The sequence below is a fragment of the Pseudomonas uvaldensis genome (assembly GCF_021271205.1).
Classification (GTDB): Bacteria; Pseudomonadota; Gammaproteobacteria; order Pseudomonadales; family Pseudomonadaceae; genus Aquipseudomonas; species Aquipseudomonas uvaldensis.
Map to the genome: position 1 here is coordinate 327,676 of NZ_JAIWKS010000001.1, position 14,970 is coordinate 342,645.

General features: G+C 64.4%; 3 protein-coding genes. 1 reads left to right on the top strand and 2 read right to left on the bottom strand.

Annotated elements, in window-relative coordinates:
* Positions 1-21 precede the first annotated feature (21 nt).
* On the bottom strand, positions 22-13,008 hold the full coding sequence (locus tag LCU97_RS01545; RefSeq protein ID WP_232775407.1) for a non-ribosomal peptide synthetase: 12,987 nt from the start codon (positions 13,006-13,008) through the stop codon (positions 22-24).
* Between the two features lie 270 nt (positions 13,009-13,278).
* Between LCU97_RS01545 and LCU97_RS01550 the strand changes: the two genes are divergently transcribed.
* Positions 13,279-13,827 (top strand): RNA polymerase factor sigma-70, encoded by a 549-nt coding sequence (locus tag LCU97_RS01550; protein ID WP_053155271.1) that lies wholly within the window; start codon positions 13,279-13,281, stop codon positions 13,825-13,827.
* 72 nt (positions 13,828-13,899) lie between these two features.
* On the opposite strand, the gene LCU97_RS01555 is transcribed toward LCU97_RS01550, so the two are convergent.
* A complete protein-coding gene (locus LCU97_RS01555) occupies positions 13,900-14,913 on the bottom strand; it encodes a GNAT family N-acetyltransferase (RefSeq protein WP_232775408.1) in 1,014 nt (337 codons plus the stop codon).
* Between the last annotated feature and the right edge of the window lie 57 nt (positions 14,914-14,970).

The following is a 14,970-nucleotide window of genomic DNA, read 5'->3' on the forward strand; positions in this document are numbered from 1 at the left end:
TGAGGCTCTCAAAGCCGCTGTCTACATACCCTCCAGCTCCGCCATCAAGTCATTCAACCGGTCCACTTTCTCCTCGGTGATTTCACCGGCCGTCAGCCCTTCGATGTACGCGGCCAGTTCCTCCACGGTGCTGCATTCGAACATGGCCCGCAGCGGTACATTGCGTTGCAGGACCTTTTGTACTCGTGAGGCAATTTGCGTCGCCAGCAACGAATGGCCCCCCAGTTCGAAGAAATTATCCCGCACACCCACTCGCTCGACCTTCAGCACCTGTGCCCAGATATCCGCCAAGGTCTGCTCCAGCCCGGTACGGGGTGCCTGGTAATCCTGGCTGTGCGACTGGCCGATCTCCAGGGCCGGCAAGGCGTTGCGGTCGAGTTTGCCGTTAGCATTGCGGGGCAGGCATTCAAGCCATAGCCAGTGCAGCGGCACCATGTATTCCGGCAGTTCCGCCCGCAGGCGCTGCTTGATGCGCTCCAGGCGTTCGGTCGCTTGCAACATGGAATCCGAAGCAACCAGGTAGCCCACCAGATACTTGCCGTTGACACCCTCCTGTACTCCCACCGCGGCATCGCGCAGCTCCGGCTGCTCATGCAGTCGCGCCTCGATTTCCCCCAGTTCGATGCGGTAGCCCCGGATCTTGACCTGATGGTCGATGCGCCCGACGTACTCCAACACACCATCGCTGCGCCGACGTGCCAGGTCACCGGTACGATACAACCGCTCCCCCGGCGCGCCGAACGGGTTCGGCACGAACACCGGGGCGGTGCGCAATGGATCGCCGACGTAACCGCGCCCGACGCCGGTACCGGCCACGCACAGCTCACCCACGGCCCCCAGCGGCACCAGGTCCAGCGCACCGTCGAGCAGGTATAAACGGTTATTGTCGGTGGGCGTGCCGATGGGCAAGTAGCTGCCGCGGGTCGACGCCATGTCGACGCGAAAGAACGCCACGTCATCGGAGCACTCCGCCGGACCGTAGGCGTTCACCAAGCCGATGTCCGGGTAACGCGACAGCCATTGACGGGCCAGTTCCGGCGGCATCGCTTCGCCAGTGGGCAACATCCAGCGCAGGCCGTCCATGCCGACGTGCTCCTGGGCCAGCATGCCCTGGATCAGCGACGGCACACTTTCCAGCACGGTGATTGCCTGGCGCTGGACATGCATCGGCAACCCTTGCGGATCATGGGCGATAGCGTTGGGCACGATGTCCACCCGAGCGCCGAACAACGGCGCGGCGAGGAACTGCCAGACCGAAATGTCAAAGCTCTGGGAGGCCGTCTGGGCGATCACGTCGGACTCGCTCAGCGCCAGATAAGGCACCTTGCTGAGCTGGTTATTGAGCATGCCCCGCTGCTCCACCATCACGCCTTTGGGCTGCCCTGTGGAGCCAGACGTGTAGATCACATAGGCGAGGTTGTCCGGACCACTGTAGACACCAGGGTTCTGCGGCGAAACATCGCTGGCCTGGACGGCTTCCCACACCAGCAGCTTCGGCCGCTCGGAACAGGGGAATTCGTCGAGCAGCGCCACGGCCTGGGCATGACAGGCCTGGGTGCAGACCAAAAGCGGCGTGCGGCTCATGGCCAGGATCCGCCCCAGGCGCTGGTTTGGCAGGCCGGGATCCAACGGCAGGTAACCGGCACCGGCCTTGAAGCTGCCGATGATCATGCCCAGCAGATCCAGGCCCCGCTCGGCCAGCAGCGCCACCGGTTGATCGAGGCCCACGCCGGCAGCGATCAAGGCATGGCCGAGGCGGTTGCCGCACAGGTTCAACCCGGCGTAGCTGTGCTGCTGGTCCAGGCACGTGGCGACGATGCGTTGCGGATGGGCGGCGACTCGGGCCTCGAACAGCTCGACGTAACTGCGTTCCAGTGGATATGCCCGCTCGCTCTGGTTGCAACCCTCGATCAGGAAATCCTGTTCCTCGACACCCACCAGTGGCAGCGCGGCCATGTCACCGTGCACCCCCTCCATCAGGGCCAACAGCAAGCGCTTGAACTCACCCAGCAGCCTCTGGACGGTTGGCTCATCGAAATAACGCTGGTCGTAGGACAGGTGCAAGCCCAGGTCATCCCCCGGATAACAAACCGCCGTCAGCGGGAAGTTGGTGTGGGTGCGACCGGAGTCCGACGTGGCGTTGAGGCTCCGGGCGCGGTCCAGCACCGAAACCTCCACTGGCGCGTTTTCGAACACGAACAGGCTGTCGAACAACGGCTGGCCCTTGGGCAGCTCACTGACTTCCTGGATGCTCACCAGCGGCAGATATTCGTACTCGCGCAGGCGCATATTGCTGTCCAGCAGTTCGCCCAACCATTGGCGCACCGTGCGGCGCTGATGCTCCTCGGGTATCCGCACCCGCAACGGGACGCTGTTGATGAACAGCCCCACGGTGCGCTGCATCTGTGGCAGTTCCACGGGGCGTCCGGCCACGGTGACCCCGAACAGCACGTCCCGGTCGCCGCTCACCCGCCGCAGCACCAGGGCCCACGCCGCCTGGGCGAAGGTGTTGACCGTCAGTTGGTGGGCCTGGGCCAGTTCTCGCAGTCGCGCGCCGTCCTGCGGGTCGAGTCGGGTGTAGCAATCGCCGACGACCATGCCGCCGCTGTCACCGGCGTGTTCGCGCAGGAACGGCCGGTCGCCGGGGATCGACGTGGTCCGTTCGAAGCCTTGCAGGTTGTGCTTCCACCACTGCCGGGCCTCCGCCAGGCTCTGACGTTGCAGCCAGCCGATGTAGTCGCGGTAGCGTGGCGGCATCGCCAGCCGAGGCTCACGGTGTTCGCCAAGGGCGGTGTAGATCTCGAAGAAATCATCCATCAGCAGCGAACGGCACCATGCATCGATCAGGATGTGGTGGTTGCTCATCATGAACCAGTAGCGCGTCGCGCCGACCCGGATCAGCCGCAGGTGGAACGGCGCCTGGCTCAGCAGATCGAAACCGGCTTCGCGCTCGCGCTTGAGCAGCGTCTGGAGCTTCTCTTCCTGCTGGTCCTCGGGCACTTCGCGCCAGTCGAGATAATCCACGGGCGTGTTGCCGGGCTTGTGGATGATCTGCAGCATGTCTTCGCCGACGTTCCAGCAGAACGAGGCGCGCAAGGCTTCGTGACGGGCGACGACCGCCTGCCAGGCCTGGGCGAAACGCTGGGGGTCCAGATCGCTGTCGATGCGGTAGCGGTCCTGCATGTAGTACAGACCCGTGCCCGGCTCCAGCAGGGTGTGTAGCAACATACCCTCCTGCATCGGGGTCAGCGGGTAGACATCTTCGATCTGCGCCGTCGGTACGGGCAGGCTGTCGAGCTGCTCCTGGGTCAATTTCGCCAGCGGGAAGTCCGATGGCGTCAGGCCGCCCGCCTCGTCTGTCAGGCAATGGGCGATCAGGGCGTGCAGTTGGTCGAGGTAGGCATCGGCCAGGGCGGCGATGGCCTGCCGGTCGTGGCGCTCGCCACTGAATGTCCAACGCAGCACCAATTCGCCACCACTGACCTGACTGTCGACACTCAATTCGTTAGGCAGCGGCGAATCGGGATCATGGATCGCCCCCAGCGGTGCGTCCAGCGGTTGGAACAAGGCGTCGTGGCCCAGGGTCTGGTCGAGCTGTCCCAGGTAGTTGAAGGTGATGGACGCTTGCGGCAGGGCAGCCATCGCCTCGCGAGTGTCCGCGTCGGCCAGGTAGCGCAGCACACCGTACCCCAGGCCCTTGTGGGGCACGGCGCGCAGTTGCTCCTTGATGGCCTTGATCGATGCGCCGAGATCTTCACCCGATGGGCTCAGGCGCACCGGATAGACACTGGTGAACCAACCCACGGTGCGGGTCAGGTCGAGGTCATCGAACAGCGCCTCTCGACCGTGACCTTCGAGTTGGACCAGAGCCGACTCATGGCCGCTCCAGCGGCACAGCGCCCGGGCCAGTGCCGTCAACAACAGATCGTTGACCTGGGTGCGGTAGGCGCTCGGTGCCTGTTGCAACAATTGCCGCGTGCGCTCGGCATCCAGGCGCACGCTGACAGTTTGCCCGTGACGCTCTTGAAGACCGCCGTCAGGATGGGCGCAGGGCAATGCCACAGCCGCACCACTCAGGCGCTCCTGCCAGCCGCCCAGTTCCTCGCGCAGGGATTCACTGCCGGCGTAGGCCTGCAAACGCGCCGCCCAGTCACGGAACGGGCTGGTCTTGGCTGGCAGCAGCGCCTCCTGCCCAGCGCTGATCTGGCGATAGACGATTTGCAAATCCTCCATCAACACACGCCACGACACCGCGTCGACCACCAGGTGATGAATGACGATCAAAAGGCGCTGCCGCCCGTCGGGCACCTGCACCAGCACCGCCCTGAGCAACGGACCACCCGACAGGTCCAGGCTACGTTGGGCCTGCTCGAATAAAACTTCGCAGTGCTCCAGGGACTCGACGGACAACGACTGCAACAACGCAGCATCCGACACCGGTCGATGCTCGGCGCGCCAGTGGCCGGCGGCTTCATCAAAGCCCAGGCGCAAGGCATCGTGCTGCTGGAAAACAGCCCGCAACGCTTGTTCCAGCGACTGAGGATCCAGGGTCGTGGCCGGCTCCAGCAACAGCGCCTGGTTCCAATGCTGTCGATGGGGGATGGGGCGCTCGAAGAACCAATGCTGGATCGGCGTCAATCCCGACTCGCCGCTCAACAGGCCCTGTTCGGCGCTGACCTGCTCGCTGCGGGTGGCGACAGCCGCCAGGGTCTGCACCGTCTGGTGCTGGAACAAGTCGCGAGGCGTGAAGTGAATACCCTGCTGCCGGGCCCGGCTGACGACCTGGATGGACAGGATCGAATCGCCGCCCAATTCGAAGAAGTTGTCGTTGAGGCCGACCTGCCCCACGTTCAGCACTTCGCACCAGATGGTCGCCAGGATCTGCTCCAGGGCGTTGCTCGGCGCCACGTAGTGTTGACGATTGAGCTCTGGATCCGGCGCCGGCAAGGCGCGACGGTCGAGCTTGCCATTGGCGGTCAGCGGCATGCTCGCCAGCAGGATCAGGTGCGTGGGCACCATATAGTCTGGCAGTTGCGCCTTGAGATGGGTCTTCAGGGCTTCGCGCAGGATCGCTTGTTGGTCGGCTTCTTGTGCGGCGACGTCCGTCACCAGATAGGCAGCCAACTGCTTGCCTCCCGGCATGTCGAGCGCCAGTACCACAGCCTCGCGCACCGCCGCGTGCTCCAGCAGGCGGGTTTCGATTTCCCCCAGTTCGATACGGAAGCCGCGGATTTTCACCTGATGGTCGATGCGCCCCAGGTATTCGACCAGGCCATCGGCACGCTGGCGCACGAGGTCGCCGGTGCGGTAGAGCCGTCCACCGTCGGTGCCGAACGGGTCGGCGACAAAGCGTTCGGCGGTCATGCCCGGACGCTGGTGATACCCCTGGGCCAGCCCGGCGCCACCGACATACAGCTCGCCGGTCGCCCCTTGTGGCACCAAGGCAAGATCGGCGTCGAGGATATAGGCCACCCGGGCGCCGACCACGCTGCCGATCGGCACGCTGCCCGCGCCCTCCTCCAACTGCTCGGGCGCCAGGCACGCCAGTGGCATGACGACGGTTTCCGTCGGCCCGTAGGCGTTGAAAAACAGTGCCGGGGTGAACGCTGCCCGAATGCGCTGCAGATGCTCTCCGGTCAGGGCCTCACCACCCGTGATGCACATGCGTACGGGCAGCGTTTGCCCCTGGGACGCCAACCATTGAGCGAGCTGGCTGCCGTAGCTGGGCGTGAAGCCGAGCACATTCACGCCCTGTTTGCGGATCAATTCGCAGATATCCTGGGCGTCCCATTGTCCCTGGGCTCGCAGCACCACCTGGGCTCCGCTGAGCAGCGGCACCAGCAGGCGCTCGGTGGCGGCGTCGAAATTGATGGAATAGAAATGCAGCTCGCAATCATCCGGGCGCATGCCGAAACGCTGAATCACCGCCCGGCAATGCATGGCGATTTCACCATGGGACACCACCACACCCTTGGGCTTGCCGGTGGAGCCTGAGGTGTAGATCAGGTAGGCCGGGTGCTGTGGCAGGTTGACCAATGGCAACGCCTGTTCCGGGTATTGCGCCAGGGCCGTCGTGTCCTCTTCCAGGCACCAGCGCCCGACGCCGTCCGGCAACGGGCCCAGGGCCTGGAACATCGCCCCGTCGCTGAGCAGCAACCCGACGCCGCTGTCTTCGATCATGTAGTGCAAACGGTCCAAGGGGTACTCCGGGTCCAGCGGCACGTACGCACCGCCGGCCTTGAGAATCGCCAACAGGCCAATGACCATCTCCAGCGAGCGTTCCAAGGCCAGGCCCACCCGAACCTGGGGCCCGACACCGCGCTCACGCAGCATCCAGGCCAAGCGATTGGCGCGCCTGTCGAGTTCGCCATAGCTCAGGGTCTGTCCGGCAAAGGTCAGGGCCGGTGCCTCGGGACGGACCTGGGCCTGTTCGCTGAACAGGGGGTGCAGGCACTGGTCCAGGCGATGGGCGCCGGGTTCAGCACCGAGGCTGCGCAGCCGTTGTTGCCGCTCGCTGGCGTCCAGCAGCGGCAGTTCGCTCAGGCGCCGGGTCGGATCGTCCAGCAACGCCTCCAGCAGGTTGCGCCAATGCCCGGCCATGCGAGCGATGCGTGGCTCATCGAACAGGTCGGTGCTGTAGGTCAGGCAGCAACCCAGGCGATGATCCAGCTCGGTGACCTCCAGGTTGAGATCGAACTTGGTGGCCCGCGCATCGTTGACCAGATACTCCACCGTCATCCCGGCCAATGTGCGGCTCTGTTGGAATTCCCAGCGCTGCACGTTGCACATCACTTGGAACAGCGGGTTGTAGGCCGCGCTGCGCGGCGGTTGCAGAGCCTCCACCAGATGGTCGAACGGTAGGTCCTGGTGGGACTGGCCTTCGATCACCGTATGACGCACCTGCTCGAACAGCTCGCCCACCGACATCTGCCCGTCCAGTTGGCAGCGCAGCACCTGGGTGTTGAGGAACGCACCGATCAGCCCTTCGCTTTCCGGCCGGATACGGTTGGCCACCGGCGCACCGATGCGCAGGTCGGTCTGACCGCTGTAGCGATAAAGCAGCACAGCCAGGGCGGCGGTCATGGTCATGAACAACGTCAGGCCGTGTCGGGCGTTGAAGGCGCGGACCCTGGCGGCCAGAGCGTCGCTGAGGTCGAAACGCAACAGCTCGCCGCGATGGCTCTGCACCGGCGGGCGCGGCCGGTCACTGGGCAATTCCAACAGCGGATGTTCATGGCCCAGTTGCGCAGTCCAGTAGGCCAGTTGCCGTTGGCGCTCACCGGATTCCAGCCACTGGCGCTGCCAGACGCTGTAGTCCAGGTATTGCACGGGCAGCGGCTCCAGGGGCGACTCGCGGTCGTCGATGAAGGCCTCGTACAGCGCACTCAGCTCCCGGGCGAAAATGTCCATCGCCCAGCCTTCGGTGACGATGTGGTGCAGGGTCAGCACCAGGTAATGCTCCTGCTCGCCGGTCTTGACCAGGCAAACTCGCAGCAGCGGCCCGGTTTCCAGATTAAAGGGCCGATGGGCCTCGCTGTCGGCCAGTGCCTGCACCCGTTGCTCGCTGACCTCGGCAGCCAGCGTCGAGAAATCTTTCCAGTCCATACGCAGGCCCGTCTCGCCGTGCACTTGTTGGCGGGGCACGCCATCGACGCTCGGGAAGGTGGTGCGCAGGGTCTCGTGGCGCAGGACCAGCGCCTGCAAAGCCGCCTCGAAACGCCCCACGTCCAGCACGCCGCGCAACCGCGCCATGCCGCCCACGTTATAAGCCGGGCTGTCCGGTTCCATCTGCCAGAGGAACCACATCCGTTGTTGGGAATAAGACAGCGGCACCGGTTGGCTGCGGTCGACTTTCTCGATGGGCGGCTGGCGGTTGGTCTGGCCGCTGACCTGGATCGAGCGTACCTGTTCGGCAAACGCCCCCAGCTCACTGGCCTCGAACAGCGTCCGTAGCGGCAACTCGACGTTGCAGGCCTGACGGGTGCGGGAAATGATCTGGGTCGCCAGCAACGAATGGCCGCCAAGGGCGAAAAAATCGTCCCGCAGGCCAATCCGGGAAAGTCCCAGCACTTCGCCCCAGATGTCGGCGAGCTGACGCTCCAGGGCGCTGACCGGCTCGACGTGCTCGCGCCCTTGCCACTGTGGTTCGGGCAAGGCCCGGCGGTCCAGCTTGCCGCTTGGCCCCAGGGGCATGGCGTCCAGGCGCATCAGTTGGGCCGGTACCATGTATTCCGGCAATTCGGCGGCCAGCGCCACTTTGAGCCGGTTGCCGAGGTCATCCTGGGCCTCGGTGACATCCGGTGCAGTGTAATAGCCGATCAACTGCGGGCCGGCCGAAGTATCGCGCACCAGCACGACCGCTTGGGCAACGCCCTCCTGGGCCAGCAATCGCGCTTCGACTTCCTGCGGCTCGACCCGAAAGCCCCGCAGCTTGACCTGCTGATCGAGGCGGCCGAGGTATTCGATCACTCCGTCGGCGCTCCAGCGTGCCCGATCGCCGGTGCGATACAGGCGCGCACCGGCCACGCCCAGCGGATCCGGGACAAAACGCTCGGCACTCAAACCCGGCCGACCGAGATAACCTCGGGCCAGGCCCAGGCCACCGATGCACAGTTCGCCCGCGACACCGGCCGGTACCGGATTGAGCTCGCTGTCCAGTACACGACACGCCACGTTGCCCAGTGGACGACCGATAGGCGAGCGCTCGCCATCGGCCTCGCTGCATTGCCAATGGGTGACGTTGATGGCCGTTTCGGTCGGGCCATATCGGTTGTGCAGTTGCGCCGCCGGCAGTTTCGCCAGCACCCGGTTGCGCAATTCGGCCGGCAAGGCTTCGCCACCGGAAAACACCCGGCGCAGGCTGGTGCAGCGAGCGCTCAACGGTTCATCGATAAACAGGCTGAGCAACGGCGGCACGAAGTGCAGCGTGGTCACGCCGAACTGCTGAACCAGTTGGGCAATACGATGCGGATCGCGGTGTTCGCCGGGGCTGGCCAGCACCAACCGGCTGCCGGTGATCAGCGGCCAGAAACACTCCCACACCGACACGTCGAAGCTGATCGGTGCCTTTTGCATCAACACATCGGCTTCATCCAGGCCATAGGTGGCCTGCATCCATTGCAGGCGCTCGGCCAGGGCGGCGTGGGTGTTGCCGACGCCTTTGGGCTGGCCCGTGGAACCAGAGGTGTAGATCACGTAGGCCATGTGATCGCCCTGCAGATGCAGGCCCGGCGGGTTGCCCGGCCATTGCTCCAGGTGCAGCGCATCCAGGGCGATTACACTGACGCCCTCGCAGGCCGGCAAACGTTCGAGCAGCGCGGTCTGGGTCAGCAGCAAGTCGACGCTGCTGTCCTGGAGCATGTAGGCCAGGCGCTCGGCGGGATAGTCTGCGTCCAACGGCACGTAGGCCCCCCCGGCCTTGATGATTGCCAGTACGCCGATGAGCAACTGCGGCGAGCGCTCGGCGGCAATCGCCACGCACACATCGGGGCCGACGCCTTTGTCCCGCAGATAATGCGCCAGGCGATTGGCCTGGGTGTGCAGATCGGCATAGGTCATTTCGCCGCCGTCCCAAAGCAGCGCGGTGCGACTCGGCGTGCGCCGGGCCTGTTCGTTCAGCAATTCCGGCAGCCATTGCGTCGCCGGTGTGCACGGGGCAACACTCCATTGCTGCTGTTGCGCCTGTTCCTCGCCAGTCAGCAGCGGCACATCACCAATGGCTTGTCGTGGATCGGCGCAGACGGCTTGCAACAGGTTGCAGAAATGTCCCGCAAGACGCGCGATGGTCGCGGCGTCGAACAGCTCGTCGGCGTAGTCGAACGACAGCGTCAGCCGCCCGTTGCGATCCTCTTCGCTGTGCAGCTGCAAGTCGAACTTGGCTTCACGGCTGTGCCACGGCAACTCATCGGCCAGCAGCCCCGGCAGGCGACGCAGGGCACCCAGGTCCCGTTGCTGATGGTTGAACATGACCTGGAACAGGCCTTGTTCCCGAGCCTGTGGGAACGCTTCGAGCAATTGTTCGAAAGGCAGGTCCTGATGGGCCTGGGCGCCCAGCGTGGCCTCCCGGGCCTGGGCCAGCAACGCGGCGAACGACTGGCGCGAATCGACCTGCCCGCGCAGCACCTGGGTATTGATGAAAAAGCCGATCAACCCTTGGGTTTCCAGGCGTGGGCGGTTGGCGTTGGGCACGCCGACGCGGATATCCGCCTGGCCGCTATAGCGCTGCAGCAATGCCTGGAAGGCCGCCAGCAACAGCATGAAGCAGGTCGCCTCGTGAGCCTGGGCCACCTGGCGCACGGCGTCACCCACGCGCTTGTCCAGGCGCAAGCTATAGCGGGCGGCGCTGCGACGGCGTTGGGCACTGCGAGGATGATCCGTACTCAGGGCCAGGACCGGGTGTTCATCGCCCAGTTGCTGTTTCCAGTACGCCAATTGGCGCTCGGCCTCACCCTGGGCGAGCCACTGGCGTTGCCAACAGCCATGGTCGGCGTACTGCAAGGGCAACGGCGCCAGCGTGGCAACCTGATCCTGGATCGCAGCGGCGTACAACCGGGAAAACTCATCGACCAGCACGTTCATCGACCAGCCATCGGCAATGATGTGATGCATCGTCACCAGCAGTTGGTGATCGTCTTCGTCGAGGCACAACAAGGTGACCCGCAGCAGTGGCCCTTTTTCCAGATCGAATGGCGCAATCGCTTCATCTTCCCGAATCTGCCCGGCCCGGGCTTCGCGCTGGTCGGCCGGCAGATCACTCAGGTCGATCCGTTGCAGGGTGAATTCAGCGGCCGGGTCGATCTGTTGCAAAGCCACGCCATCGCGCTCCAGGAACCGCGTGCGCAGGGACTCGTGGCGCTCGACCAGTTGCTGGAAGCTGGCCCGCAAAGCGCTTTCGTCCAACTCCCCGCGCAGGTGCAATCCGCCAGGGATGTTGTAGGCGCTGCTCGTCGGGTCCAATTGCCAGGTGATCCACAAGCGGCTCTGGGCCAGGGACTGGGGCAATGCCTCATGACGCGACAACGGGCTGATCGTGTCCTGGGACAGGTTGCCGTCCTGTTGTCGGCCCTCCACGGCGGCCGTGAAAGCGTGGAACGTCGGGGCCTCGAACAGCAGGCGCAGGTCCAGCGTGACGCCCAGGGTTTCGCGCAGCCGCGCAACCACCTGGGTGGCGGTGATGGAGTTGCCCCCCAGCAGGAAAAAATGATCGTCCCCCTGCACTTCGTCAACCTGCAACAGCTCGCGCCAGACGAGGGCGATCTGCGCCTGCAACGGCGAGGCCGACTCCGCCGCATGGGCACTCGCGGCCTCGATCGACGGGAATTGCGCATAGCTGTCCAGGCTGCCATCGGCCAGGCGGGTGCGGCACGCCGAGCGTTGCAACTTACCGCTGGAGGTCTTGGGCAAGGCACCGGGATTGAGCAGTACTACCACGCTTGGCGCTTGCTGGCAGGCGTCAGCCACGACCTGGCGGATCGTCTTGATCAGCGCCTCGGGCGGCAGGATTTTCTGCACGCTGCGGCTGATTTCCGCCGCAATGCCAATTCCTTCTTCCGCGCCGTCGTCTACCGCAAATGCCGCCACCCGGCCTTTGCGCACCACCTCCACCTCTCGCTCGATGGTCTGCTCGATGTCCTGGGGATAGAGATTGTGCCCGCGCACGATCAGCATGTCTTTCAGGCGGCCAGTGATGAACAGCTCGCCGCCATGGAAGAACCCCAGGTCGCCGGTACGCAGCCAGATGCGGCCTTCATGCTGGACGAAGGTCTTGGCCGTGGCCTCGGGATTACGCCAATAACCGTGGGCGATGCTCGGCCCGGTGGCCCAGACTTCGCCCACCTGTTGATCGCCCAACGGTTGCAGCGTGTTGGGTTCGACGACCAGCACCCCGTGCCCGGGCTGGCCGATACCGCAGCTCATCACCGCGCTGCCCTGCCCCGGCTCGGCGCGGTTTTGCGCCAGTGCCGCGTCGTCTATGCGCAATGAAGGAATGCCGTGGCTGCGGGGCGTGCCGGCGACAAACAGAGTGGCTTCCGCCAGGCCGTAGGACGCCATGAAGTTATCCGACGTGAAACCACACGGCGCAAACTTCTCGGCGAAGCGTTCCAGGGTGTCGAGCCGAATCGGCTCGGAGCCCGAATAAGCCACCCGCCAGCTGCTCAGGTCGAGGCGCTGCAAGGCCGAGTCGCTGACCCGCTCGCTGCACAACCGATAGGCGAAGTCCGGGCCACCGCTGATGGTGCCGCCATATTCGCTGATCGCTTCCAACCAACGCAGCGGCCTGGCCAGGAAATACGCCGGCGACATCAACACGCATGGCACGCCACTGAAGATCGGTTGCAGCAGGCCGCCGATCAACCCCATGTCGTGATACAGCGGCAGCCAACTGACGATAACGTCATCGGGATTCAGGTCGATGCCGAAGCCCTGGCGGATCAACAGTTCATTGGCGACCAGATTGCCGTGACTGACCTGCACGCCCTTGGGCAATGCAGTGGAGCCGGAGGTGTATTGCAGGAACGCAATGTCATCGTCCTGCAAGGTCGGCGCGACCCACTGTCCGGCACGTGCCGGGTCGAGGCTGTCGACGCATAGCAACGGTGGTGCGGACTCGATGGCCTGCAAGGCTTCGCGCAGATCGCTGCTGGTAAGCAACAGGCGCGGCTCGGCGTCGGCGATGATCGACAGCAGGCGTTCCTGGTGATGACGACGGGCCGACTCCGGTGGATAGGCTGGCACGGCGATCACACCGGCGTACAGGCAACCGAAAAACGCCGCGACATAGTCCGGGCCGCTGGGAAACAGCAGCACCGCGCGATCGCCGACTGTCGCCCCGGCCTGCAAGGCGGCGGCAATGGTGCGGGCGCGCAGGTCCAGATCGCGATAGCTCAGCACCACGCTCTGTTCCGGCGTGTCGGCAAGGAAGCGCAAGGCCACGCGGTCCGGCGTCAAGGCGGCGCGGCGCTGGAGGGCATGGGCCAGGGTGCGGGGAAGTTCGAACGCGTCGGTCATGGGGGTTCCTGCCTGAAATTCGGCTTGCAAGTTGTCCCCCAAGGAACGGACAACACAGGCAAATAATTAGTCAGGGGCGCAGCGCAGCGGACCGTTCGACGACAACGTCCCTGCGGCAACGGGTCGCAGCGCTCGCGCCGAATCGCAGCTCATCAATAATTCTTTTTCTCAATTGACAATAATTATCATTAAGCCTAATTTGGCGCTCGATGTGCAGGACGCCCGCCTTTACCGCTCGTCCTGCTAACTTTTTGCAGCAAGGTGAATTCCATGACGGAACAAGTATCCACAAGCAGGTGCGACTCACCGTTACTTCAGGCGTTCGTCGATAACCGGGTGATCCTGGTCAAGATCGCAGCACGCATTACCGGTTGCCGGTCCCGCGCGGAAGATGTGGTACAGGATGCGTTTTTCCGGCTGCAATCGGCGCCCCAGATCACCTCTTCCATCAAGGCTCAGCTCAGCTACCTGTTCCAGATCGTGCGCAACCTGGCGATCGACCACTACCGCAAGCAGGCGCTGGAACAGAAATATTCGGGGCCGGAGGAGGAAGGACTGAACGTGGTGATCCAGGGTGCTTCGCCGGAAACGTCTCACATCAACTTTTCCACGCTGGAGCACATTGCCGACGCGCTGACCGAACTGCCCAGTCGCACCCGCTACGCCTTCGAGATGTACCGCCTGCACGGCGTCCCACAGAAGGACATCGCCAAGGAACTGGGGGTCTCGCCGACTCTGGTGAACTTCATGATCCGCGACGCCCTGGTGCACTGCCGCAAGGTATCGGGGGTACGGGCTGACACCTTCTCCCGGCGCTGAGGCTGTGTGTGTCAGTCCCGGTGTCATCGCGGGCAAGTCTTGCCCGCGATGACACCGGGAGACCGCCCCGATCTACATCAACGCACACCGCTCAAAAAACCGCTCGCGCCCAAGGATCATCAGTGCCGCTCGCTTGTGAGGAAAGTCGAATTCCTTTTCACAGTGGAAACACTGGTTGTGCAGGTGGCCGATCATCCGTGCATTGTCGGCGCGGGGCTCGGCCACTACGCGCTGGGTGCGCGGGTCATCCAGGAACAGATAGTGCACCAGCGCCGACAGCCAGCTCGCCACCTTGTGCGGGCCCCGGTGCTGCTCTTCGCCCACCAGCATATGAATGCCACGATCGTAATCCGCCGCCTCATAGAACGGCGCGATACGATCCTCCTTGGCCCAATAGGCTTCGAAGTAGGCAAACGGCTGGTCGTCGAAACAACCGATCAAGGTCAGGACCCGTGGGTCGCGCTGCAACTTGTCCAGGTATTCGCGGTGCTGTTCCAGGCTGCCCTCCTCCTGCCAGAAGCTCGCCACCCGGGGACTGTTCTGCCAGCGATTGAAACGCGCCAGGTCCTGCTCGATTTCCAGCGTGCGCAAGGACACCCAGGCCCCCAGACGCGCATCGAAACGCCGATACACTTCGCCGCGCGGCTTCACGGGTCGACGCGGATGCCGCTTGCCGTCCGTGATGATCATCTGCTGCGGATAACTGCCATTGAATGACTCACCCAGCCAAGGTTGTGGCAACTGCCAGAACATCGTGCGCTCGCAGACATACTCGTCGGCCTGACCGGTGGCCGTCAGGAGGCCACTGAGCAAGGCTTCAACGGGGCGCTCAGCGAGGTGCCAGATCAGGCGCTGGCACTGCGGCTCTCGGGCAAACAGCCAATAGCAGGCTGCCCAAAGGGCCGGACCTACGGGCCGGTCGTTGATTTCCTGCAAATGCACCCGCCGCTCGGGGCCACGATCCAGGCGCAACCGGATCAGGGGTGCGCCTTCGAGCATGAGGCTCAGATGGCGCTCGGTTTCATCGGCACCCAAGCGACGCCCACCGGGCAAGGGCAGCATGGTCGGTTGAAAGAGGTCAGGCATGGCAGAGGCTCGCGTGTTCGTCGATAGTCAACGTGGGACGTGAGCCGGTAGGGGAAA